Origin of the sequence: Amaricoccus macauensis (assembly GCF_014201905.1) — a bacterium.
GTDB classification, from domain to species: Bacteria; Pseudomonadota; Alphaproteobacteria; order Rhodobacterales; family Rhodobacteraceae; genus Amaricoccus; species Amaricoccus macauensis.
In genome coordinates this window covers 187,092-207,552 of record NZ_JACHFM010000004.1, presented here as the reverse complement: position 1 = coordinate 207,552, position 20,461 = coordinate 187,092, and the positions used below count along the sequence as shown (strand labels likewise).

The 20,461-nt window shown below is 69.2% G+C and carries 20 protein-coding genes; 15 read left to right on the top strand and 5 right to left on the bottom strand.

What is annotated here, in order from left to right; all coding sequences use genetic code 11:
* The first annotated feature begins 12 nt into the window (after positions 1 to 12).
* The 8 genes from HNP73_RS18365 (at position 13) to HNP73_RS18330 (ending at position 8,691) form a co-directional block, all read left to right on the top strand.
* Positions 13 to 837: a carbohydrate ABC transporter permease gene (locus HNP73_RS18365; RefSeq protein ID WP_184153306.1), complete on the top strand. Its 825-nt coding sequence runs from the start codon at positions 13 to 15 to the stop codon at positions 835 to 837.
* 19 nt (positions 838 to 856) lie between these two features.
* Positions 857 to 1,855, top strand: coding sequence for an ABC transporter ATP-binding protein (locus tag HNP73_RS18360; protein WP_184153302.1), 999 nt, complete (start codon positions 857 to 859; stop codon positions 1,853 to 1,855).
* A 2-nt stretch (positions 1,856 to 1,857) separates the two neighbouring features.
* Positions 1,858 to 2,628 (top strand): L-iditol 2-dehydrogenase, encoded by a 771-nt coding sequence (locus HNP73_RS18355; protein WP_184153299.1) that lies wholly within the window; start codon positions 1,858 to 1,860, stop codon positions 2,626 to 2,628.
* 1 nt (position 2,629) lies between these two features.
* On the top strand, positions 2,630 to 3,421 hold the full coding sequence (locus tag HNP73_RS18350; RefSeq protein WP_184153296.1) for an SDR family NAD(P)-dependent oxidoreductase: 792 nt from the start codon (positions 2,630 to 2,632) through the stop codon (positions 3,419 to 3,421).
* Positions 3,422 to 3,433: 12 nt separating this feature from the next.
* Positions 3,434 to 4,912, top strand: a complete 1,479-nt coding sequence (locus HNP73_RS18345; RefSeq protein ID WP_184153293.1) for a mannitol dehydrogenase family protein — start codon at positions 3,434 to 3,436, stop codon at positions 4,910 to 4,912.
* A complete protein-coding gene (locus HNP73_RS18340) occupies positions 4,912 to 5,574 on the top strand; it encodes an HAD family hydrolase (RefSeq protein ID WP_184153289.1) in 663 nt (220 codons plus the stop codon). The genes HNP73_RS18345 and HNP73_RS18340 overlap by 1 nt, the downstream gene beginning before the upstream one ends.
* Entirely contained in the window at positions 5,558 to 7,165 is a 1,608-nt protein-coding gene (locus HNP73_RS18335) for an FGGY-family carbohydrate kinase (RefSeq protein WP_184153286.1), read from the top strand. Before HNP73_RS18340 ends, HNP73_RS18335 begins: the two co-directional genes overlap by 17 nt.
* A gap of 149 nt (positions 7,166 to 7,314) precedes the next feature.
* Entirely contained in the window at positions 7,315 to 8,691 is a 1,377-nt protein-coding gene (locus HNP73_RS18330; protein ID WP_343063367.1) for a PleD family two-component system response regulator, read from the top strand.
* A gap of 60 nt (positions 8,692 to 8,751) precedes the next feature.
* Here HNP73_RS18330 and HNP73_RS18325 read toward each other — a convergent pair whose 3' ends face one another.
* Positions 8,752 to 9,555 carry a shikimate dehydrogenase family protein gene (locus tag HNP73_RS18325; RefSeq protein WP_184153280.1) on the bottom strand — a complete coding sequence of 268 codons (804 nt, stop codon included), beginning with the start codon at positions 9,553 to 9,555 and terminating at the stop codon, positions 8,752 to 8,754.
* A gap of 176 nt (positions 9,556 to 9,731) precedes the next feature.
* Here HNP73_RS18325 and HNP73_RS18320 point away from each other — a divergent pair, with 176 nt between their 5' ends.
* From HNP73_RS18320 to gndA, 7 genes are all read left to right on the top strand, one after another.
* Complete coding sequence (locus tag HNP73_RS18320; RefSeq protein ID WP_184153277.1) at positions 9,732 to 10,568, top strand: IclR family transcriptional regulator; 837 nt, start codon at positions 9,732 to 9,734, stop codon at positions 10,566 to 10,568.
* 3 nt (positions 10,569 to 10,571) lie between these two features.
* Entirely contained in the window at positions 10,572 to 12,353 is a 1,782-nt protein-coding gene (locus tag HNP73_RS18315) for an FAD-dependent oxidoreductase (protein WP_184153274.1), read from the top strand.
* Positions 12,350 to 12,967, top strand: a complete 618-nt coding sequence (locus HNP73_RS18310) for an NIPSNAP family protein (protein ID WP_184153271.1) — start codon at positions 12,350 to 12,352, stop codon at positions 12,965 to 12,967. The genes HNP73_RS18315 and HNP73_RS18310 overlap by 4 nt, the downstream gene beginning before the upstream one ends.
* A 16-nt stretch (positions 12,968 to 12,983) precedes the next feature.
* A complete protein-coding gene (locus HNP73_RS18305; RefSeq protein ID WP_184153268.1) occupies positions 12,984 to 13,805 on the top strand; it encodes a sugar phosphate isomerase/epimerase family protein in 822 nt (273 codons plus the stop codon).
* Between the two features lie 65 nt (positions 13,806 to 13,870).
* Complete coding sequence (locus HNP73_RS18300; RefSeq protein ID WP_184153265.1) at positions 13,871 to 14,911, top strand: Gfo/Idh/MocA family protein; 1,041 nt, start codon at positions 13,871 to 13,873, stop codon at positions 14,909 to 14,911.
* A 102-nt stretch (positions 14,912 to 15,013) separates the two neighbouring features.
* Positions 15,014 to 15,943 carry an AEC family transporter gene (locus HNP73_RS18295; protein ID WP_184153262.1) on the top strand — a complete coding sequence of 310 codons (930 nt, stop codon included), beginning with the start codon at positions 15,014 to 15,016 and terminating at the stop codon, positions 15,941 to 15,943.
* A 75-nt stretch (positions 15,944 to 16,018) separates the two neighbouring features.
* Entirely contained in the window at positions 16,019 to 17,428 is a 1,410-nt protein-coding gene (gndA, locus tag HNP73_RS18290; RefSeq protein ID WP_184153258.1) for an NADP-dependent phosphogluconate dehydrogenase, read from the top strand.
* A 271-nt stretch (positions 17,429 to 17,699) separates the two neighbouring features.
* Here the strand turns inward: gndA and HNP73_RS18285 are convergent, their stop codons facing one another.
* The 4 genes from HNP73_RS18285 to cysT are packed head-to-tail and all read right to left on the bottom strand — an operon-like array spanning position 17,700 to position 20,459.
* Positions 17,700 to 18,419, bottom strand: a complete 720-nt coding sequence (locus HNP73_RS18285; RefSeq protein ID WP_184153255.1) for a sulfate/molybdate ABC transporter ATP-binding protein — start codon at positions 18,417 to 18,419, stop codon at positions 17,700 to 17,702.
* A 31-nt stretch (positions 18,420 to 18,450) separates the two neighbouring features.
* On the bottom strand, positions 18,451 to 19,359 hold the full coding sequence (gene cysW / locus HNP73_RS18280) for a sulfate ABC transporter permease subunit CysW (protein ID WP_184153253.1): 909 nt from the start codon (positions 19,357 to 19,359) through the stop codon (positions 18,451 to 18,453).
* A 4-nt stretch (positions 19,360 to 19,363) separates the two neighbouring features.
* Positions 19,364 to 19,633: a hypothetical protein gene (locus HNP73_RS18275; RefSeq protein ID WP_184153250.1), complete on the bottom strand. Its 270-nt coding sequence runs from the start codon at positions 19,631 to 19,633 to the stop codon at positions 19,364 to 19,366.
* Positions 19,626 to 20,459 carry a sulfate ABC transporter permease subunit CysT gene (gene cysT / locus HNP73_RS18270; RefSeq protein ID WP_184153247.1) on the bottom strand — a complete coding sequence of 278 codons (834 nt, stop codon included), beginning with the start codon at positions 20,457 to 20,459 and terminating at the stop codon, positions 19,626 to 19,628. Before cysT ends, HNP73_RS18275 begins: the two co-directional genes overlap by 8 nt.
* Positions 20,460 to 20,461 lie beyond the last annotated feature (2 nt).

The window sequence follows — 20,461 nt, the reverse complement described above, 5'->3', positions numbered from 1 at the left end:
GGGGGGACAACCATGGCCCGTGCCGTCAAGACCAGCACCCGGGTGAGCTACACGATCGCTGCCTGGGTGGTTGCTCTCCTCATCTTCTTCCCGATCCTCTACACGATCATCACCAGCCTGAAGACCGAGGGCGAGGCGATCGCCGGCTTCAACCTCATCCCGTCGTTCAGCCTCGAGAGCTACCGCGAGGTCCAGAACCAGCAGAACTACATCAAGCCGTTCACGAACTCCGTGGTGCTCGCGGTCGGCTCGACCGTGCTCGGGCTCCTCATCGGCATCCCGGCGGCGTGGGCGATGGCGTTCTCACCCACGAAGCGCACCAAGGACGTGCTGATGTGGATGCTCTCGACCAAGATGATGCCGGCGGCGGCGGTGCTGGTGCCGATCTACCTGATCTTCCTCAGGCTCGGGATCATGGACAGCCGGATCGGCATGACCGTGCTGCTCATGCTCATCAACCTGCCGATCATCGTCTGGATGCTCTACACCTACTTCCGCGAGATCCCGGGCGAGATCCTCGAGGCCGCGCGCATGGACGGGGCGAACCTCTGGGGCGAGATCTGGCATGTGCTGACGCCGATGGCGGTGCCGGGTATCGCCTCGACGCTCCTGCTCAACATCATCCTCGCCTGGAACGAGTCCTTCTGGACGATCCGCCTCACCACCACCAACGCGGCGCCGCTCACCGCCTTCATCGCCAGCTTCTCCAGTCCGCAGGGACTGTTCTGGGCCAAGCTCTCGGCGGCGTCGGTCATGGCGATCGCGCCGATCCTGATCATGGGCTGGTTCAGCCAGAAGCAGCTCGTCCGCGGCCTGACCTTCGGCGCCGTGAAGTAATCTCGGGGGAAACACCGCCATGGGCACCATCCAGCTCCGCGACGTCCACAAGGCCTTCGGTGCGACCAACATCATCCCGAAGCTCAACCTCGACATCGAGGACGGCGAGTTCGTCGTCTTCGTCGGCCCCTCGGGCTGCGGCAAGTCCACGCTGCTGCGCCTGATCGCCGGGCTCGAGGACATGACGAGCGGCACGATCTCGATCGACGGCCGCGACGTGACGAACGAGGCCCCGGCGAAGCGCAAGCTCGCCATGGTCTTTCAGTCCTACGCGCTTTACCCGCACATGACCGTGGCGAAGAACATCGCCTTCCCGCTCAAGATGGCGGGCGAGAGCCAGGCCGAGATCGACAAGAAGGTCGCGAACGCCGCGCGCATCCTCAACCTCTCGAACTATCTCGAACGCAAGCCCGGGCAGCTCTCGGGCGGCCAGCGGCAGCGCGTGGCGATCGGCCGCGCGATCGTGCGCCAGCCGTCGGCATTCCTCTTCGACGAGCCGCTCTCGAACCTCGACGCGGCGCTCCGCGGCACCATGCGCCTCGAAATCTCCGAGCTGCACCAGTCGCTGGGCAAGACCATGATCTACGTCACCCACGATCAGGTGGAGGCGATGACCATGGCCGACAAGATCGTCGTCCTGAACGCCGGCAACATCGAGCAGGTGGGCTCGCCGCTCGACCTCTACCGCAGCCCGAAGAACCTCTTCGTCGCGGGCTTCATCGGCAGCCCGAAGATGAACTTCGTCGAAGGCAAGGCGGCCGAGGCGATGGGCGCGAAGACGATCGGCGTCCGGCCGGAGCACATGAAGATCACCGTCACCAACGGCGCATGGCGCGGCGTCGTCGGCGTCGCCGAACACCTCGGCTCGGACACCTTCCTCCACGTCCACACCGACGACCACGGCACGATCAACGTGCGGGCGGACGGCGAGATCCGGGTCAGCCACGGCGATGTGGTGTTCCTGACCCCGGAGCCCGCGAAGATCCACCGCTTCGACGCGAACGGAAAGGCACTCTGACAATGCGACTGGAAGGCAAGTCCGCGCTCATCACCGGGGCAGCGCGCGGCATCGGCGCGGCCTTCGCCAAAGCCTACGTGGCGGAGGGTGCGACGGTCGCGATCGGCGACATCAACATGGAGCGCGCGGAAGAAACCGCCGCCGCGATCGGCCCGCAGGCCTACGCGGTGAAGCTCGACGTGACCGATCAGGCGTCGATCGACGCGGCCTTCGCCTCAGTGGTGAAGCGAGCGGGCGGGCTCGACATCCTGATCAACAACGCCGCGCTCTTCGACCTCGCGCCCATCGTCGAGATCACCCGCGAGAGCTATGAGCGGCTGTTCCGCATCAACGTCGGCGGCACGCTCTTCTGCATGCAGGCGGCGGCGAAACAGATGATCGCCCAGGGCCGCGGCGGGCGGATCATCAACATGGCGAGCCAGGCCGGCCGCCGCGGCGAGGCGCTGGTCGCCGTCTACTGCGCCACAAAGGCGGCGGTCATCAGCCTGACCCAGTCGGCGGCGATGAACCTGATCGAGCACCGCATCAACGTGAACGCCATCGCGCCCGGCGTCGTCGACGGCGAGCACTGGGACGGCGTCGACGCGCTCTTCGCGAAGCACGAGAACCGTCCCCTCGGCGAGAAGAAGCGGATCGTCGGCGAGAGCGTCCCCTACGGCCGGATGGCCACGGCGGACGATCTGACCGGCATGGCGGTGTTCCTCGCCTCGAAGGACGCCGATTACATCCTTGCCCAGACGTACAACGTCGACGGCGGACAGTGGTTCAGCTGAAATGGATCTTGATCTGAGTGGAAAGGTCGCCGTCGTCACCGGCGGCAGCATCGGGATCGGCCTCGGCGTCGCGCGCGCCTTCGCCCGTGAGGGGGCGAACGTGCTGATCGCCGCCCGCGACCGCGAGCGCGTGGTCGGTGCCGCCGCCGGCCTCACGCAGGAATTCGGCGTCAACGTCGTCGGCCACGCCTGCGACGTGAGCACGGCGGCAGGTTGCGCCAGCCTCGTCGAGGCGGCGCGCACCGATTTCGGCGGCGCGGACATCCTCGTCAACAACGCCGGCACCGGCTCGAACGAGACGATCCTCGAAGCGCCGGACGAGAAGTGGCAGGCCTACTGGGATCTGCACGTCATGGCCGCGGTGCGCCTCGCCCGCGGTCTGGCGCCGATGATGGCAGCGCGCGGCGGCGGGGCGATCCTCAACAACGCCTCGATCTGCGCCACGCAGCCGCTCTGGTACGAGCCGATCTACAACGTGACCAAGGCCGCCCTCGTCATGCTCTCGAAGACCATGGCGACCGAATTCATCCCGCAAGGCATCCGCGTCAACACCGTCAGCCCCGGCCTCATCCTCACGCCGGACTGGAAGAAGACCGCGACCCAACTCACCGCCGACACGGGCGGCGACTGGGAGGGCTATCTCCAGTCCGTCGCCGACGAGCACGCGGCGATCAAGCGCTTCGGCACCGTGGAGGAGCTCGCCGACTTCATGGTGTTTCTCTGCTCGCCCCGCGCGTCCTACGCGGTGGGCGGCAATTATTTCGTCGACGGCGGCATGCTCCGCACCATCTGAGAGGGCTTCTCCATGGCCACCACGACGCCGCTTTCCCTCGCCAGTCTCGACAGCCTGCCCGCCGGGGTCGAGCGCCCCGCCTACGCGCGCGGCGATCTCTCCGCCGGCATCGTGCACTTCGGCGTCGGCAACTTCCACCGGGCGCACCTTCAGGTCTACCTCGACCGGCTGATGAACGCCGGCCGCGACCGGGACTGGGCGATCGTCGGCGCGGGCGTCACGCCCTACGACGTGAAGATGCGTGACGCGCTCGCCGGACAGGACTGGCTCACCACCGTCGTCGAACAGTCGGCGGACGTGTCCTCGGCGCGGGTGACCGGGGTGATGACCGACTTCCTGCCGCCGATGGACGGCCCGGCGATCGTCAGGGCGCTTGCCGACCCGGCGATCCGCATCGTGACGCTGACCGTGACCGAAGGCGGCTACTTCGTGAACCCGGCGACCGGCAAATTCGACCCCGAGAACCCGGCGATCGCCGCCGATGCGGCGAACCCGGACGACCCGAAGACGGTCTTCGGCCTGATTCTCGCCGGCCTGAAGGCGCGCCGCGCCGCCGGCGTGCCGCCCTTCACCGTGCTTTCCTGCGACAACGTCCCCCACAACGGCCGGGTCTGCCGTGATGCGGTGGCGGGCCTCGCCGCCGCGCAGGACGCGGGCTTCGCCGACTGGGTGCGCGACAGCGTGGCGTTCCCGAACGCCATGGTCGACCGCATTGCCACCGTCACGACCGACCGCGAGCGCCAGATCACCCGCGAGACCTACGGCATCGACGATGCGTGGCCGGTCTTCGCTGAGGACTTCATCCAGTGGGTGATCGAGGACAACTTCCCCGCCGGCCGCCCGGCCTTCGAGGAGGTGGGCGCGCAGTTCGTCGAGGACGTGACGCCGTTCGAGATGATGAAGCTGCGCATCCTCAACGCCGGGCACGCGATGATCGCCTATCCCGCCGGGCTTCTCGACATCCACTTCGTCCACGAAGGCATGGAGCATCCGCTGGTGCGCGACTTCCTGCGCAAGGTGGAGCTGGAGGAAGTCGTACCGATCGTGCCGTCGGTGCCGGGGATGGAGCCCGCGCAGTACTTCGACATCATCGAGCGGCGCTTCGCCAACCCGAAGATCGGCGACACCATCCGCAGGCTCTGCTTCGACGGCTCCAACCGCCAGCCGAAGTTCATCATCCCCTCGATCGCCGACCGGCTGGCGCAGGGCCTCGCCGTCGATGGCCTCGCCCTCGAAAGCGCGCTCTGGTGCCGCTACTGCGCCGGGACGACGGACTCGGGCGCGGTGATCGAACCGAACGACCCGATCTGGGACCGCCTGAGCGAAACCGCGCAGCGCGCGAAGACCGACCCGGGCGCGTGGCTCGACATGCGCGACATCTACGGCGACGCGGCCGACGCGCCCGCCTTCCGCGACGCCTTCGCCGGCTGGCTCCGCGCGCTCTGGGCCGACGGCACGGCGGCGACGCTCGAGCGGTATCTCGGCCGCTGATGGCGCGGCCGGGGCTCGTCATCTTCGACTGCGACGGGGTGCTGGTGGACAGCGAGCCGATTTCGCTGCGCCTGCTGCTCGCCACGCTCGCCTCGGCCGGGCTCGTCCTCTCGCCGGACGAGGCCGACGAGTTCTTCCTCGGCCGCTCGCTTGCCACCACGCGCGAGATCCTCGCGCGCGACCACGGCCTCAGCGTCAGTGACGCGGCGCTCGACGACATGCGCCGCGATCTCTACGCGGCGTTTCGCGCCGAGCTTCAACCGATCCCGGGCATCGCCGCGACCCTCGACGCGCTCGCCGCTCCCTACTGCGTCGCCTCCTCGTCGCAGCCGGAGCGGATCGAACTCTCGCTCCGCATCACCGGCCTCTGGTCGCGGTTCGAGGGCAGGGTGTTCTCCTCGACCATGGTCAAGCACGGCAAGCCCGCGCCCGACCTCTTCCTCTTCGCCGCCGAGCGGCTCGGCCATGAGCCCGCCGACTGCCTCGTGGTCGAGGACAGCCCCGCCGGGATCATGGCGGCGCAAGCCGCCGGGATGCGTGTGGTCGCCTTCACCGGCGGCAGCCATGCGGCCTCCGACCGGCACCGGGCCGACGTGGCGCGCCTCAGGCCTGACGTGATCATCGACCGGATGCCGGCGCTCCTCGATGTCCTCGCCGGCTGATCTCGTCGCCGCCGTCGACGTCGGCACCGGCAGTGCCCGGGCGGGCGTCTTTGACCGTGCGGGGCGCCTGCTCGGCCGGGCCGAGGCGCCCATCGAGACCCGCACCGACATCGGCGGCCAGTCGCAGCAGTGCAGCGAAGCAATCTGGAGCGCCTGTGGCGCAGCACTGACTGATGCCCGGGCCGAGGCCGGGGCGGGCCCGGCCCGGATCGCCGGGCTGGCCTTCGATGCGACCTGCAGCCTCGTCCTGCGCGACCGGGCCGGCGCGCCGCTCGCTGCCGGGCCGCACGGCGACGACCGCTCCGACACCATCTCGTGGTACGACCACCGCGCCCGCGCCGAGGCGGCGGTGTGCACCGCTTCGGGCCATCCGGTGCTCGACGATCTCGGCGGCGCCATGTCGCCCGAGATGCAGATCCCGAAGCTCATGTGGCTGAAGCGGCACCTGCCGGCCACGTGGTCGCGGCTCGGGACGGCGTTCGACCTCACGGACTTCCTCGCGTGGCGGGCCACCGGGACGCCCGCGCGCTCGCTCTGCACGCTGGCGTGCAAGTGGGGGTATCGCAGCCACCTCCGCCCCGGCCGGCCGGCCGATTTCCTCGACGCGATGGACCTCGCCGACCTGCCCGCCCGCGCCGGGCTGCCGGCGGAGGGCACAGCGCCCGGCACCGACCTCGGGCCGCTGCTGCCGGAGGCCGCAACCGCGCTCGGCCTCGCGCCGGAGACCCGGGTGGCGACCGGGCTGATTGACGCCCACGCGGGTGCCCTCGGCGTGCTCGGCCATCTCGCGGGCACGCCGGAGATGGCACAAGACCTCGTGCTCGTCGCCGGGACATCGTCCTGCCTGATGGCGCTCGCGACGGAGCGACGGCTGGTCCCGGGCCTCTGGGGGCCACAGCTCGGCGTCATCCTGCCCGGCCTCTGGCTCACCGAGGGCGGCCAGTCGGTGTCCGGCGCGCTCCTCGACCACCTGCTGCGCCTGCATGGTGAAGTCCCGACGCCGGAGCTGCACGCCCGCGTCATCGTCCGGATCGGCGCGCTTCGCGCCGGGGAGCCCGACCTTGCGCCCCGCCTCAACGTGTTGCCGGACTTCCACGGCAACCGCTCGCCCCTCGCCGACCCCGACGCCCTCGGCGTCATCTCCGGCCTGGCGTTCGATGCCTCCTTCGACGGGGTCTGCCGGCTCTACTGGCGCACCTCTGTCGCGCTCGCACTCGGGCTCCGGCACATCCTCGACACCTTCGACGCGGCCGGCTTTGGCACCCGCGCACTGCACGTCACCGGCGGGCACGTCCGCAACCCCCTGCTCATGGAACTCTACGCCGACGCGACCGGCCGGACGATCGTCGAGCCGGCGGCGCCCGACGCCGTGCTCCTCGGCTCGGCGATGGCCGCCGCGACCGCCGCGCGCCTGCATCCCTCCCTCGAAGCCGCGGCCCGTGCCATGCATCAGGGTGGCCAGCGACGCGAGCCTCGCGGCGCTAGCCGCTACGCGCGCGACTGGGCGGTCTTCCGGACGATGCTGCGCCACCGGGCCGAGATCGACGCGATGACGGCACCGGGAGGGCACGGAGTCTCGGAATACGATTAAAACATTGAATACCGTTGGATAATGCCCCGCCTGCCGGGCGGCTTCGGCCAATTCGGACGCCGCCGGTTACCTTTTGTTAATACAGTCGCCCCATGGTCGCTCCGACGAGCCTGAGTGCTCAAGAGGGAGGCGTCCGGATGTCGGGTCGAGTGTTGGTTGTGGATGATGTCGCCACGAACCGGCTCCTCCTGCGGGCCAAGCTGTCCTCCGCCTACTATGACGTCGTCGTTGCCGAAAACGGCGCCCAGGCCCTGCAGATGGCCCGCAGCGAGCAGCCCGACATGGTGATGCTCGACGTTCTCATGCCCGACATGGACGGCTTCGAAGTCTGCGAGGCGCTGAAGGCGCGCGAGGAGACGGCGCACATCCCGGTCATCATGGTCACCGCCCTCGACACCCCCGAGGAGCGGATCCGCGGCCTCGATGCCGGTGCCGACGACTTCCTGTCGAAGCCGTTCAACGACCTCGCGCTCTTCGCCCGGGTCCGCAACCTGATGCGCATGAAGATGATGTTCGACGAGCTCCGCCTGCGCGACATGACCTCGCGCGAACTCGGGATCGCGGACTTCGTCGGCGACATCGGCGCGGACATGGACCTCGACACCTGCGGGCCGATCCTGCTCGCGCCGCCGTCGGACGCGCAGGGCGCGCTCTGGGCGGAGCAGCTCTCCGCGCGGCTGGCGATCCCGACGATCGTCACGCATTCCGAGCGCGAGGCGACCAATCTCGCGCGCATGGAGTTGCCCGACTGCTTCGTCGTGCACCAGTCGCTGGCCGAGGGCGGCGATGGTCTGCGCCTCGTCTCGGCGCTGCGGTCCCGGCCGGAGACGCGCCAGTCGGCGGTGATCCTCGTTGTCGAGAACGGCGACGTGCATGTGGCGGCGAAGGGCCTCGACCTCGGGGCGTCGGACTACATCGAATCGCCGTTCGACATCTCCGAGCTGATCGCCCGCATCCGCTCGCAGCTCCGCCGCAAGCGCTACTCCGATCGGCTGCGCTCCAACCTGCGCAACGGGCTGAAGCTCGCGGCCATCGACCCGCTGACCGGCATCTACAATCGCCGCTACGCGAGCCAGCACGTGCTGCGGGTGATGGAGCGGGCGCACGACACCGACGGCGTCTTTGCGGTGATGATGATCGACCTCGACAAGTTCAAGTCGATCAATGACCGCTTCGGCCACGATGCGGGCGACGCCGTCCTGAAGGAGTTCTCCCGGCGCCTGCAGGAGAATATCCGCGGCGTCGACCTCGTGGCGCGCTTTGGCGGCGAGGAATTCTTTGTCGCCATGCCGGACGTCGACCAGACCGCCGCCGCAGCGGCGGCGGAGCGCATCCGGCGGGCAATCGAGGGGGGCTCGATGCCCCTGCCGGACGGCGGCGCGGTCGAGGTGACGGTGTCGATCGGCGTGGCGATCGCCACGGCAGCCGACACCGATCCCGAGGCGATCATCAAGCGCGCCGACTCCGCCCTCTATCGCTCGAAGGAAGCCGGGCGAAACCGGGTGAGCTTCGCCCAGGCGGCATAAGCAGTCCCGGCAGCGCGAGATCCACATGATCTGCGCGCGCCGGCGTCTGTCTGGCCCTGATCAAACCGTTTCCATCGTCAGCATCTTGTCCACGAGCAACTGCGCCTGCGCGTTGAACATGCCGGCACCCGGCATCGTGGCGCAGCCCAGAGCACGGGCGGCGACGAGCATGGGCGAGATCTCCGGCTTGGTGATCACGTCGGCGACGAACTGGTTCGAGGTCAGCTTCGTCGTGTCGACCGGCAGCGGATCGCCCTCGCGCATCCCGAGCGGCGTGGCGTTCGCCACCAGATCGACCCCGCTCGGATCGGCGTCGCCGACCGAGACCCGGCCGGGGAAGCGCTCCGAGAGACGCGAGACGATGCGCTCGCGACGGGCGTCGTCGATGTCGTGGATCTTCAGGTGCGTCGCGCCCCGGGCGAGGATCTCGTAGGCGATCGCCGAGCCCGCGCCGCCGGCGCCGACGAGCAGCGCGGTCTTGCCGGCCACGTCGAAGCCGCAGGCCTTGATCCCGTCCATGTAGCCCTGACCATCGGTGTTGTCACCGCGCCAGACCCCGTCCGCGCCACGGCGCATGACGTTGGTCGACCCGGCGAACTGCGCGCGTTCGGTCGCTTCGTCGCAGTGGGCGAGGGCGGCGAGCTTGTGCGGCACGGTGACGACGATGCCGTCGACGTTCCGGGTGGCACGCGCGGCGCGCATGAAGAGATCGAGATCGGCAGTCGAGACGTGCGCCGGCACGACGAGCGCATTGGCACCGCGCTCGACGAGGATCGCGGTCAGCGAGGGCGGGGACTTCACCTGAGCGATCGGGTCGCCCACGATATAGTACAGTCGAGTTTCACCAGTCAGGGTCACATCCATCCGAGCCACCTCCCGAGGCTGTGCCGATGCAAGGGCCAGAAGGTGTCTGCCCGGCGATTCGGCAATTTGCCCCCTCTGCATGGGGGAAAATGAACCGTCATTCAATAACAGAATGCTATTCCAATTTCGTATGGCCCATGCTACCACTCTCTCACAGACAACTCGGAGAGTCGCAGATGAGCGGCGTACTGGAACGCACCTTGGGAATTCTCGAACTTCTCTGCCGGCAGCCCGGCGGAATGTCGGTCGGTGCGATCGCCTCGCGCCTCGATATGCCGCCAAGCGGGGCGCACCGGCTGCTGAACGACCTCGCCCGCCTCGGCTACGTGCGGCAGGACCGGGTTCAGGGCGACTACGGGCTCACCATTAAGCTCGCATCCATGGGGCTGAGCTTCCTCGGGCAGAGCGGCATCACCGACGTGGCGCAGCCGATTCTGGACCGCATGGCGGCGGAGTCGGGCGAGCTGGTGCGGCTGAGCGTCATAGACGAGGGGGATCTCGTCTGGGTCGGCGTGGCGCAGGGCGCGACCACGGGCCTGCGCTATGATCCCGGTCGCGAGCAGGGCGTCGTGGTGCATCTCGCCTCATCGGCCGGCGGCATGGCGTGGCTCGCGTCCATGAGCGACGACGACGCGCTGATGGCGGTCTCGCGGCAGGGCATCACGCCCACCCGGGCAGGGTCGGGCACACACGCGCCAAGCGGACCGAAGGAACTTCTCGCCGGGCTCGCGGAGGCGCGGCAGCGCGGATACGCCGTGGCGATCGACAGCTATCTCGCCGGAATGGCCGCGATGGCAGTGCCGATCCGCCGCCCCGAAGACGACTCCGACGGCGGCCCCGACACCGGAAACGGCGCGGTGGTCGGCTGTCTTTCGATTGCCGGCCCGAGCGTTCGTCTCGATGCCGCGCGGATGGAGACACTGGCCGGACCGCTCGCGGAGGCCGCTGCCGAGATCGGCGCGGCCAGCCGCGGATCTCGGTTCTTTGCAACTCGAAGCAGAACTGGCAACTGACACATGACAAACCTCCCCAACAACATCCCCGCTCCCGAGGACGGGACGCCCCTTCCCGCGGCCTGTGACGTGCTCGTCATAGGCTCCGGCGCCGGCGGCCTCGCGACGGCAGTCGTCGCAGCTCGCGCCGGGCTCAGCGTCGTCGTCGTCGAGAAGGAGGCGGTGCTCGGCGGCACCTCCGCCTGGTCCGGCGGCTGGCTCTGGGTTCCGCGCAACCCGCTCGCCGAGCGGGCCGGGATCGTCGAGGACGCGTCCGAGCCCCTGCGCTATCTCGCGAGCGAACTCGGCAATGCCGCTGGCGATACGCGGCTCCCGGTCTTTCTCGAGAATGGCCCGGAGATGCTGCGCTATTTCGAGGCCGAGACCGAAGTGGCGTTCATCGACGGCAACCGGATCCCCGACTTTCATGCCACCCCCGGCCATGTCACCGGCGGCCGCTCGGTCGCGGGCGCGCCCTACGATGGCCGTGCCCTCGGTCCCTGGCTGACAAAGCTTCGCCCGCCGCTCGATCTCATCTCCGTCGGCGGCATGGGCATCGCCTCGGGCGTCGATCTCAACCACTTCGTGAACTGGCTTCGCTCCACCACGTCCTTCGTTCATGTGACGCGGCGGTTCCTTCGGCATGGACTGGATCTCGCCCGCCACGGCCGCTCGACGCATCTCGTGAACGGCAACGCGCTGATGGCGCGGCTGCTCCGCAGCGCCCTCGACGCAGGGGTCCGCATCCGCACCGACGCTCCCGCCGACACGCTTCTCGTCGAGGGCGAGCGCATCGTCGGTGCCCGGATCGGCGGGACGGTGCCGGGGGTGATCCGGGCGGAGAAGGGCGTCGTGCTCGCGACCGGCGGCTTCCCGCATGACCGCGCCCGGATCGCGGCGATGTTCGAGCACGCGCCGGACGGCACGGGACACCACTCCGCGGCGCCGGAGTCGAACACCGGCGACGGTATGCGCATGGCCGAGGCGATCGGCGCAGTGGTCGCGGACGACCTCGTGCATCCGGGCGCCTGGGCGCCTGTATCGCTCGTGCCGCGCAAGGACGGCACCGTGGGGCGCTATCCGCACCTCGTGGAGCGCGCGAAGCCCGGCTTCATCGCGGTCGATGCGCAGGGGCGGCGGTTCGTGAACGAGGCGGACAGCTACCACGACTTCATGGCGGCGCTGCTCCGGGCGACGCCCGTCGGCGCGGAACCGATGGCATGGCTCATCGCTGACTATGAGGCGCAGCGCCGCTGGGGCATCGGCTGGGCGAAGCCTTTCCCGTTCCCGCTCGGTTCCTACCTCAAGTCGGGCTACCTGAAGCGCGGGCTCTCGATCGCCGATCTCGCGAAGGCCTGCGGAATGGATCCCGCGACGCTCGAGGCGACGGTGGAGACGTTCAACCGCAACGCCGTCGAGGGCGAGGATCCGGACTTCGGTCGTGGCCAGTCCGCCTACAACCGGGTGCAGGGCGACCCGATCTCGAAGGGCAAGAACTCGTCGCTCGGCCCGATCGTATCCGCCCCCTACTTTGCGGTCAGGATCGTTCCCGGCAGCCTCGGAACCTTCGCGGGGCTCAAGACGGATGCTGCCGCCCGGGTCCTGAAGCAGGATGGTGCCACGATCCCGGGCCTCTTCGCGGTCGGCAACGACATGTCGAGCATCATGGGGGGCAACTATCCGAGCGGCGGCATCACCCTCGGGCCGGCCATGACCTTCGGATACGTCGCGGGCAGGGTGCTCGCGGGACTGCCCGTCACCGGACTTGACGAAACCACGGAAGCAACCAGGGAAAACGCAGGATGACTTACTACGAAATCGCGACGCTCAAGACGGTGATCTTCGGCGCCGGCAAGGCCGCCCCGGCCATCGAGGCCTGGGTCAATGCGCCCGAAGCCAAGGGCAAGCTCCTCGGCGCGTTCGGCTCGGACATCGGCTCGCTGAACGAGGTCTATGTCCTGCGCGGCTTCGACAGCCTCGAGGATCTGGCCGCCGAGCGGGAGCGCGCGCTCCGCAGCGACAACCCCTTCGGCTGCATGGAGCACCTCGTCGGCCTCACGTTCGACAGCTACAAGCCGCTCGACTTCCTGCCGCCGGTGGAGACCGGCAAGTTCGGCCCGTTCTACGAACTGCGCACCTACAAGATGAAGCTGAACGGCCTGATGCCGACCATGGGCAAGTGGGAAGGCGCCGTGCCGAAGCGCAGCGAGTATTCGCCGCTCACGGTCGCGATGTACTCGCTCGACGGCGCCCCGCGTCTCACCCAGCTCTGGCCCTATCCGAGCCTCGAGGCCCGGGCGAAGGCGCGCGGCCAGTCGGTCGCCGACGGCAACTGGCCGGCCAAGGGTGGCCCGGACTGGCTGACGCCGGACATGACGTCCGCGATCCTGATGCCGCTGCCCTTCTCGCCGCTCCAGTAAAGTGAAAGACCTCCCCATGTCGCATCGCTACTCACTGGCGTTCCTGACCGTCTTCGAGCTTCCGCCCGTGGAAGCGGTGAAGGCCGCGAAGTCCGCGGGCTACGACCTCATCGGGCTCCGGATGCTTCCGGCGGCGCCGGGGGCGGAGGCCGACTATCCGCTCCTGACCGACGACCGGGTTCTGGCTGACACGCTGGCGGCGCTCGACGACACCGGCATCGGCGTCGCCGACATCGAGATCGTGCGCCTGAAGCCCGAGACCGACGTCGGGAGCTTCGAGCGGTTCTTCGAGCGCGGCCAGCGCCTCGGCGCGAAGAACGTGCTCGTCGCCGGCGACGACCCGGAAGAGGCGCGCCTCGCCGAGTCCTTCGGCAAGCTCGCCCGCCTCGCCGCGAGCTTCGGGCTCACCGTCGACCTCGAGTTCATGCCGTGGACAAGGGTCCCGGACCTCGCGACCGCGCTGCGGATCGTCGAGGCGTCCGGCGAGCCGAACGGCGGCGTGCTCGTGGACGCGCTGCACTTCGACCGCTCGTCGAGCACGCTCGACGAAGTGGCCGCGATGCCGCGGCAGCGGATCAACTACGTGCAGTTCTGCGACGGCCCGAAGGACTACGACCGGTCCGACGCCGGGCTGATCGACGTGGCGCGGCGCGCGCGGCTGATGCCGGGTGATGGCGGCATCGACCTCGCGGGCTTCGCCCGGGCGATCCCGTCGGACACCGTCATCAGCATCGAGCTGCCGAACTACGAGCTCGCCGAGCGGATGAACGGCGCGGACCGCGCGGCCCTCGCCCTGCAGCGGACGAAGGCGGTGGTCGACGCCGCCCTCGCCGGCTGAGGCCCCGACAGGATGGCGGGCGCACCCGAAGGGGTGCGTCCGCCGCATTTTCACAGGAGCACACGATGAGACTCGCCGTGATCGGCGGCGGCGCGATTGGCTCGACCCACGCGCAGGCCATTGCCGAAACCGAAGGCTTCACGCTCGCGGGCATCGCCGATCCCTTCGACGGCGGCGCGGCCCTCGCGGCGCGCTTTGGCACCGCGCACCATCGCGACCACAAGGCGCTTCTCGACGCCGAGCGGCCGGACGGCGTGATCATCGCGACCCCGAACGAGACCCACGTGCCGATCGCCCTCGACTGCCTCGCGGCCGGAGTGCCCGCGATCGTCGAGAAGCCGGTCGGCAACACCGTCGCCGAGGCCGAAGCGCTGCTCGCCGCCCAGGCCGAGAGCGGGCTCGCGGTTCTTGTCGGACACCACCGGCGGCACCATCCGGTCCTGCAGAAGGCCAAGGAAATCGTCGACGCCGGCACCCTCGGCCGCCTCGTCTGCGTCAGCGCCAGCGCCTGCCTCATGAAGCCCGACGACTACTTCGCGCCCGAATGGCGGCGCACGCCAGGCATCGGCGGCACCTTCCTCATCAACCTGATCCACGAGATCGACCTGCTGCGCTACCTCTGCGGCGAAATCGTGTCGCTCTCGGCCCATTCGTCGAGCGCGACGCGCGGCCTCGCCGTCGAGGACACCGGTGCGATCACCTTCGAATTCGCCGATGGCGCGCTCGCGTCCTTCGTCGTCTCCGACACCGCCGCCGGGCCGTGGAGCTGGGACCTGACCGCAGGCGACAGCCCGCGCTTCGCCGTCCACGACGTCGACTCCCACCGCTTCGTCGGAACCGAGGCCTCCGTCACCCTGCCTGGCCTCGAAGTCTGGCGCCACGACGGCCCGCGCGACTGGACCGTCCCCATGAAACCCGTGCGCGAGAGCGCCCCCTTTGAAAGCCCCTATGCCCGCCAGATCCGGCACTTCCGCGCCGTGGTCGAGGAGGGCGCGCCGACCCACGTGGGCGCCATCGAGGGCGCACGCAACCTCGCGGTGATGGACGCGGTCTGGCGCTCGATCGAGACCGGCCGCCGCGCCGACGTGGCGCCCGTCGGCGCCTGAGCGGCCGACCCTTCGCCCGGGCCGCACTGGCGCGGACCGGAGCCATCCGATACGGTCCGCCAGGAAGACCGGCATGACCCACCGAACACCGAAAGCCCCCGCGTGAGCGCCATCTTCGCCATCACCGGCCCGATCTTCGCCCTCATCGCGCTCGGCTACGTGGTCCGGCGCGTCGGCGCCTTTGCCGCGAGCGACCTGCGCGCCCTCGGGCGCTACGTGGTGATGCTCGCCCTGCCGGCGCTGATCTTTCGCGCCGTCACCGGGCGCGACCTCGGGGCGCTGTTCGATCCGGGCTACGTGGCGGCCTACCTCATCGGCTCGCTCGCGACCTTCGGCCTCTTCTGGGCGGTGGCGGTGGGCGGCGGCCGGTCCAAGGCCGCCGCCACCTTCGAGGGCATGGGCTCGGCCTGCCCGAACAGCGGCTTCTTCGGCTATCCGATCCTGCTTCTCGCCCTGCCGGCGGTGGCGGATCAGGCACTGGCGCTGAACATGATCGTGGAAAACATGATCCTGATCCCGCTGACGCTGATCCTCGCCGAGGCCTCGCGCGGTGGCGCGGCGTGGGGGCGCACGGTTCGCGGCGTGGCGACGAACCCGCTGATGCTCGCCCTCGCGACGGGTCTCGCGCTGACGCTCCTCGGCATCGCCGTGCCGCCGGTGCTCGGGCAGGCGATCGACCTCGTCGCCCGCTCGTCGGCCGCGATCTCGCTCGTGGTGATCGGTGGCGCGCTCGTCGACGTGCCGCGCGCCGCCCGCAGCCTCCGGGTGATCTGGGTGGCGGCGGGCAAGCTGCTGATCCAGCCGGCGGCGGTCAGCGCGGCCTTCGCGATCCTCTGGGCGCTCGGCGTGGCGCTCGACCCGGTGATGGTGCGCGCGGGCGTCCTCATGTCGGCCATGCCGGTGATGGGCGTCTATCCGATCCTCGCCGCGCAATATGATCAGGGGGCGCAGGCCGCAGTGGTCATGCTCGCGACCACCGTCGGCGGCTTCGTGACCATCGCCGCCCTTCTGCTCGTCCTCGGCCTGCCCTGAGGCGTTTCCTTGCCTCACCGGGGAACGGCCGCCATATTTCTGCCGCGACCGGAGTATCCGGGGGAGGAGAACCACATGGCGGCGGACATCGGGCTGATCGGACTCGGGACGATGGGGGCGGCGCTGGCGCTCAACATCGCCGAGAAGGGCTTCGACATCGCGGTCTTCAATCGGACGACCAGCGTCACGGAGAAATTCGTCGCGGACGCCGGCGACCTCGGCTCCCGCATCACACCCTGCGAGACGCTGGAGGCGCTCGTCGCGGCGCTGAAGACGCCGCGCGCGATCATTCTCATGGTGCCGGCGGGGGCGCCGGTCGACGAGATGATCGACCACCTTCTGCCGCTGCTCGACACCGATGACCTGATCATCGACTGCGGCAACGCCAACTTCCACGACACCGTCCGCCGGGCGGCTGCCGCGGCGGAGCGCGGCTCGCCCTATCTCGGCGTCGGCGTCTCCGGCGGCGAGGAGGGCGCGCGCCACGGCCCCGCCATCATGGGCGGTGGCCCGAAGGAGGCATGGGACCGCGTCGCGCCGATCTTCAAGGCGATCGCCGCGCGGTTCGGCTCCAGCCCCTGCGCCGACTGGATGGGGCCGGACGGGGCGGGTCACTTCGTCAAGACCGTCCACAACGGCATCGAATACGCCGACATGGAAATGATCGCCGAGGTCTACGGCATCATGCGCGACGGCCTCGGGATGACGCCGCTCCAGGTCGCCGACGTCTTCGACCGCTGGAACGGCGGGCCGCTCAAATCCTACCTGATCGAGATCACCGGCATGGTCTCGCGCGCGATCGACCCGAAGACCGGCCAGCCGATGCTCGACGTCATCAAGGACAGCGCCGGGCAGAAGGGCACCGGGCGCTGGACCGCGATCGAGGCGCTGATGCTCGGCGCGCCGGCTACCGCGATCGAGGCGGCGGTGGCGGCGCGCAATCTCTCCTCGCGCGTCTCCGAGCGGGCCGAGGGCGCGCGCATCTTCGATCTCCCGGCGAAGCCGGTGCCGGCGGAGGGGATGATCGACCGGCTGGAGGCCGCGCTTCTGGCCGGCAAGATCGCCTGCTACGCTCAGGGGTTCGGCCTGCTCGCGGCCGCGTCGAAGGAATACGGCTGGTCCCTGCCCATGGGCGGGATTGCCCGGGTCTGGCGCGCGGGCTGCATCATCCGCTCGGCAATGCTCGACGACATGGCAACGGCCATGGAGGGCGGCGAGGTGACGAACCTCATGTTCGCGCCGCAGTTCGCCGACCGCCTGAAGCGCAGCGAAACCGGCTTGCGTGAGGTGGTCTCCGCCGGCGCGCTCGCCCGGATCCCGACCCCGGCGCTCGCCGCGGCGCTCGGCTATTTCGACACCATGCACACCGCGCGCGGCACCGCGAACATGCTGCAGGCCCAGCGCGATTTCTTCGGCGCGCACGGCTTCGAACGGGTCGACACGCCCGGCGCCCACCACGGTCCCTGGGGCGGCCACGAGGCTTGACGAGGGGGCCTGACGGGCACTCGTTACGTCGGGCGCGGCTAAGGGATATCCGGGAAAAGGACCGGGCGGAGGAGACCTCCGCCCGGTCAGGTGGAGGCGCGAGTGACTAGCTCATTCCTCGGGACATTCACTCACATCTCTCCCGGAATTCGGTTCCACGCAAGCGGATTATTCAATATTGCGACTTGGTTGACCGCAAAGATCATTTCCATATGTTTCAATGGCTTATACCGGGTGCGCAACGTGCGCACCCGAGCTCTCCGGGGCTGGATCAGGCGTCGATGAACTCTGCGACGAAGCGTGTTGCCGGCCGGCCACGGATCTCCTTCGGAGTGCCGACCTGCTCGATGCGGCCCATCGACATGACGACGACGAGATCCGCGAGTTCCATCGCCTCGTCCTGATCGTGGGTGACGAAGATCGTGGTGAGCCCGGTCTGGTCATGGATCTCCCTGAGGCCAGTGCGGAGCTCCTTGCGGACCCGGGCATCGAGCGCCCCGAACGGCTCGTCGAGGAGCAGCATCCGCGGTTCGATCGCCAGCGCCCGGGCCAGCGCCACCCGCTGGCGCTGCCCGCCGGAAAGCTGCGCCGGATAGCGCCCGCCGATGTCGGGAAGCTGGATCAGGCCGAGCAGCTTGTTCACCCTCCTGTCGATCTCCGGGGCCGTCGGCCGGCTCGACTTCGGCCGCGCCCGCAGCCCATAGGCGATGTTCTCGAAAACCGTCATGTGCTTGAAGAGAGCGTAGTGCTGGAACACGAAGCCCGCCCGGCGCTCCTGCACGCTCAGCCCCGTGGCGTCCTGCCCGTCAAAGAGCACCCGTCCCGACGTGGGAAACTCAAGGCCGCCAAGGATACGCAGCAAGGTCGTCTTGCCCGACCCCGACGGCCCGAGCAGCGCAATGAGCGCACCCGACGGGATCGACACGCTGACCGGCAGCAGCGCGGTGGTGGCGCCGAATTCCTTGGCGAGCTCTTCGACTTCAATATGCATGGCACTGGTTCCTATCGGAGCACGGGTGGGATCAATGACGGCGGGCGGCGGCGGCAAGCTCACCGCCATGGCGCCATTCAAGCAGCGATTTCGCCGCCAGGGTGACAAGACCGAGCAGCGCCAGCAGCGCCGCGAGGGTGAAGGCCGCCACCGGCATGTATTCGTTGTAGAACATCTCGATCATCAGCGGCATCGTGGTGGTCTCGCCACGGATCCGCCCCGAAACGACCGCCACGGCGCCAAACTCGCCCATGGCGCGGGCGTTGCAGAGCAGCACGCCGTAGAGCAGCGCCCAGCGCACGTTCGGCAACGTCACGGTGCGAAACATCCGCCAGCCGGAGGCGCCAAGGGTGAGCGCCGCCTCTTCCTCGGCGCGGCCCTGCTCCTCCATGATCGGGATGAGCTCGCGGGCGACGAACGGGAAGGTCACGAACATCGTCGCGAGCACGATGCCGGGCACGGCGAAGACGATCGGAATGCCGTTCGCGACGAACCAGCCGCCGATGCCGCTGTTGGCGCCGAAGAGCAGCACGAAGCAGAGACCGGCCACCACGGGCGAGACCGAGAACGGCAGGTCGATGAGCGTGATGAGAAACGCCTTGCCGCGGAAATCGAACTTCGCGATCGCCCAGGCCGCCGCGAGTCCGAAGACCGCGTTCAGCGGTACCGCGAAGGCGGCGGTGATCAGGGTGAGCCGGATCGCGGAGTGGGCGTCGGGATCGGCGAGCGACTCGAGGGCCGAACCGATCCCCTCCTGAAGCGCCTGCGCAAAGACCGCAAGCAGCGGCGCGAACAGCAGCACCGTCAGCAGCGCCAGCGACAGGCAGATGAGCGTGATGCGGAGCCATACCGGCTCCGACGTCACGCTCCGACCCGCCGGGCGCCGAGCCGGCTTCGCCAGGCGCGACGGGTCAGCGGGGGAAAGCACCAGATCGACCATATACTCAGATCCTGTGGAAATGCAGCGGCGCGGCGGCGCGGCGGACGATCGCCGACGGCCGGAGCGAGGCGAAGCCGACGACGGTGAAGAGCGTCGCGGAAGCGCCGAGGCTGTAGGCGAGGAACGCCGCGATCAGTCCGCCGCCGGCGATGCTGACCCAGACGGCGAGGCCGAAGCCGGTGAAGAGGCCGAGCAACATGCCCGCCCGGGGACCGAAGGCGCGGAGCTGCTCGCTGGAGCGGTAGATCGACGGGACGAAGCGATCGTTACGCATTGCCGTATTTCCTCCGGTTCAGGACCTGGACGAGGTTGATGGCGAGAAGCATCGTGAAGGAGATGGCGAGCATGGCGATGGCGATGGCCACGGCGCCGTCGTAGTTGAATTCTTCGAGCCGGATCACGATCAGCAGCGGTGCGATCTCGGTCACCTGCGGCAGGTTGCCGGCGATGAAGATCACCGAGCCGTACTCACCGACGCCCCGGGCAAGCGCGAGAGCGAAGCCGGTGAGGAGCGCCGGCGAGAGCGTCGGCAGGATCACGCGCCAGAAGGTGCGGGCCCGGCCAGCGCCGAGGGTGGCGGACGCCTCCTCGACCTCACGGTCGAGCTCGGCAATCACCGGCTGCACCGTCCGCACGACGAACGGCAAGCCGACGAACACCAGCGCGATCCAGATGCCAAGGGGGGTGTAGGCGACCTTCACCCCCATCTCCGCCGCGATCGAGCCGAGCGCGCCGTTGGGGGCGTAGAGCGCGGTGAGCGCGATGCCCGCCACCGCCGTCGGCAGCGCGAAGGGCAGATCCACGGCCGCGTCGATCAGCCGCCGGCCGGGAAACTCGTAACGGCTGAGCACCCACGCGAGCATCAGGCCGAAGCCGAGGTTGAAGACCGCCGCGAGGAAGGCGACGCGGAAGGAGAGGGCAAGCGCTGCCCAGACCCGCGGCGAGTTGATGTCGGACCAGAGCTGGCCCGCCCCGATCTGGCCGCCCCTCGCGAGAAGCGCCACGATGGGCAGGATGACGACGATCGAGAGCACCGTCATCATGATCCCCGACGCGAGACCGAAGCCGGGCAGGGCGGATTGATTGCGGAAACGGGCCATGC

Bases quoted from the DNA above. Each gene is read 5' to 3' on its own strand.
- HNP73_RS18365 (WP_184153306.1), top strand. From the start codon at position 13: ATGGCCCGTGCCGTCAAGACCAGCACCCGGGTGAGCTACACGATCGCT.
- HNP73_RS18360 (WP_184153302.1), top strand. From the start codon at position 857: ATGGGCACCATCCAGCTCCGCGACGTCCACAAGGCCTTCGGTGCGACC.
- HNP73_RS18355 (WP_184153299.1), top strand. From the start codon at position 1,858: ATGCGACTGGAAGGCAAGTCCGCGCTCATCACCGGGGCAGCGCGCGGC.
- HNP73_RS18350 (WP_184153296.1), top strand. From the start codon at position 2,630: ATGGATCTTGATCTGAGTGGAAAGGTCGCCGTCGTCACCGGCGGCAGC.
- HNP73_RS18345 (WP_184153293.1), top strand. From the start codon at position 3,434: ATGGCCACCACGACGCCGCTTTCCCTCGCCAGTCTCGACAGCCTGCCC.
- HNP73_RS18340 (WP_184153289.1), top strand. From the start codon at position 4,912: ATGGCGCGGCCGGGGCTCGTCATCTTCGACTGCGACGGGGTGCTGGTG.
- HNP73_RS18335 (WP_184153286.1), top strand. From the start codon at position 5,558: ATGTCCTCGCCGGCTGATCTCGTCGCCGCCGTCGACGTCGGCACCGGC.
- HNP73_RS18325 (WP_184153280.1), bottom strand. From the start codon at position 9,555: ATGGATGTGACCCTGACTGGTGAAACTCGACTGTACTATATCGTGGGC.
- HNP73_RS18320 (WP_184153277.1), top strand. From the start codon at position 9,732: ATGAGCGGCGTACTGGAACGCACCTTGGGAATTCTCGAACTTCTCTGC.
- HNP73_RS18315 (WP_184153274.1), top strand. From the start codon at position 10,572: ATGACAAACCTCCCCAACAACATCCCCGCTCCCGAGGACGGGACGCCC.
- HNP73_RS18310 (WP_184153271.1), top strand. From the start codon at position 12,350: ATGACTTACTACGAAATCGCGACGCTCAAGACGGTGATCTTCGGCGCC.
- HNP73_RS18305 (WP_184153268.1), top strand. From the start codon at position 12,984: ATGTCGCATCGCTACTCACTGGCGTTCCTGACCGTCTTCGAGCTTCCG.
- HNP73_RS18300 (WP_184153265.1), top strand. From the start codon at position 13,871: ATGAGACTCGCCGTGATCGGCGGCGGCGCGATTGGCTCGACCCACGCG.
- gndA (WP_184153258.1), top strand. From the start codon at position 16,019: ATGGCGGCGGACATCGGGCTGATCGGACTCGGGACGATGGGGGCGGCG.
- HNP73_RS18285 (WP_184153255.1), bottom strand. From the start codon at position 18,419: ATGCATATTGAAGTCGAAGAGCTCGCCAAGGAATTCGGCGCCACCACC.
- cysW (WP_184153253.1), bottom strand. From the start codon at position 19,359: ATGGTCGATCTGGTGCTTTCCCCCGCTGACCCGTCGCGCCTGGCGAAG.
- HNP73_RS18275 (WP_184153250.1), bottom strand. From the start codon at position 19,633: ATGCGTAACGATCGCTTCGTCCCGTCGATCTACCGCTCCAGCGAGCAG.
- cysT (WP_184153247.1), bottom strand. From the start codon at position 20,459: ATGGCCCGTTTCCGCAATCAATCCGCCCTGCCCGGCTTCGGTCTCGCG.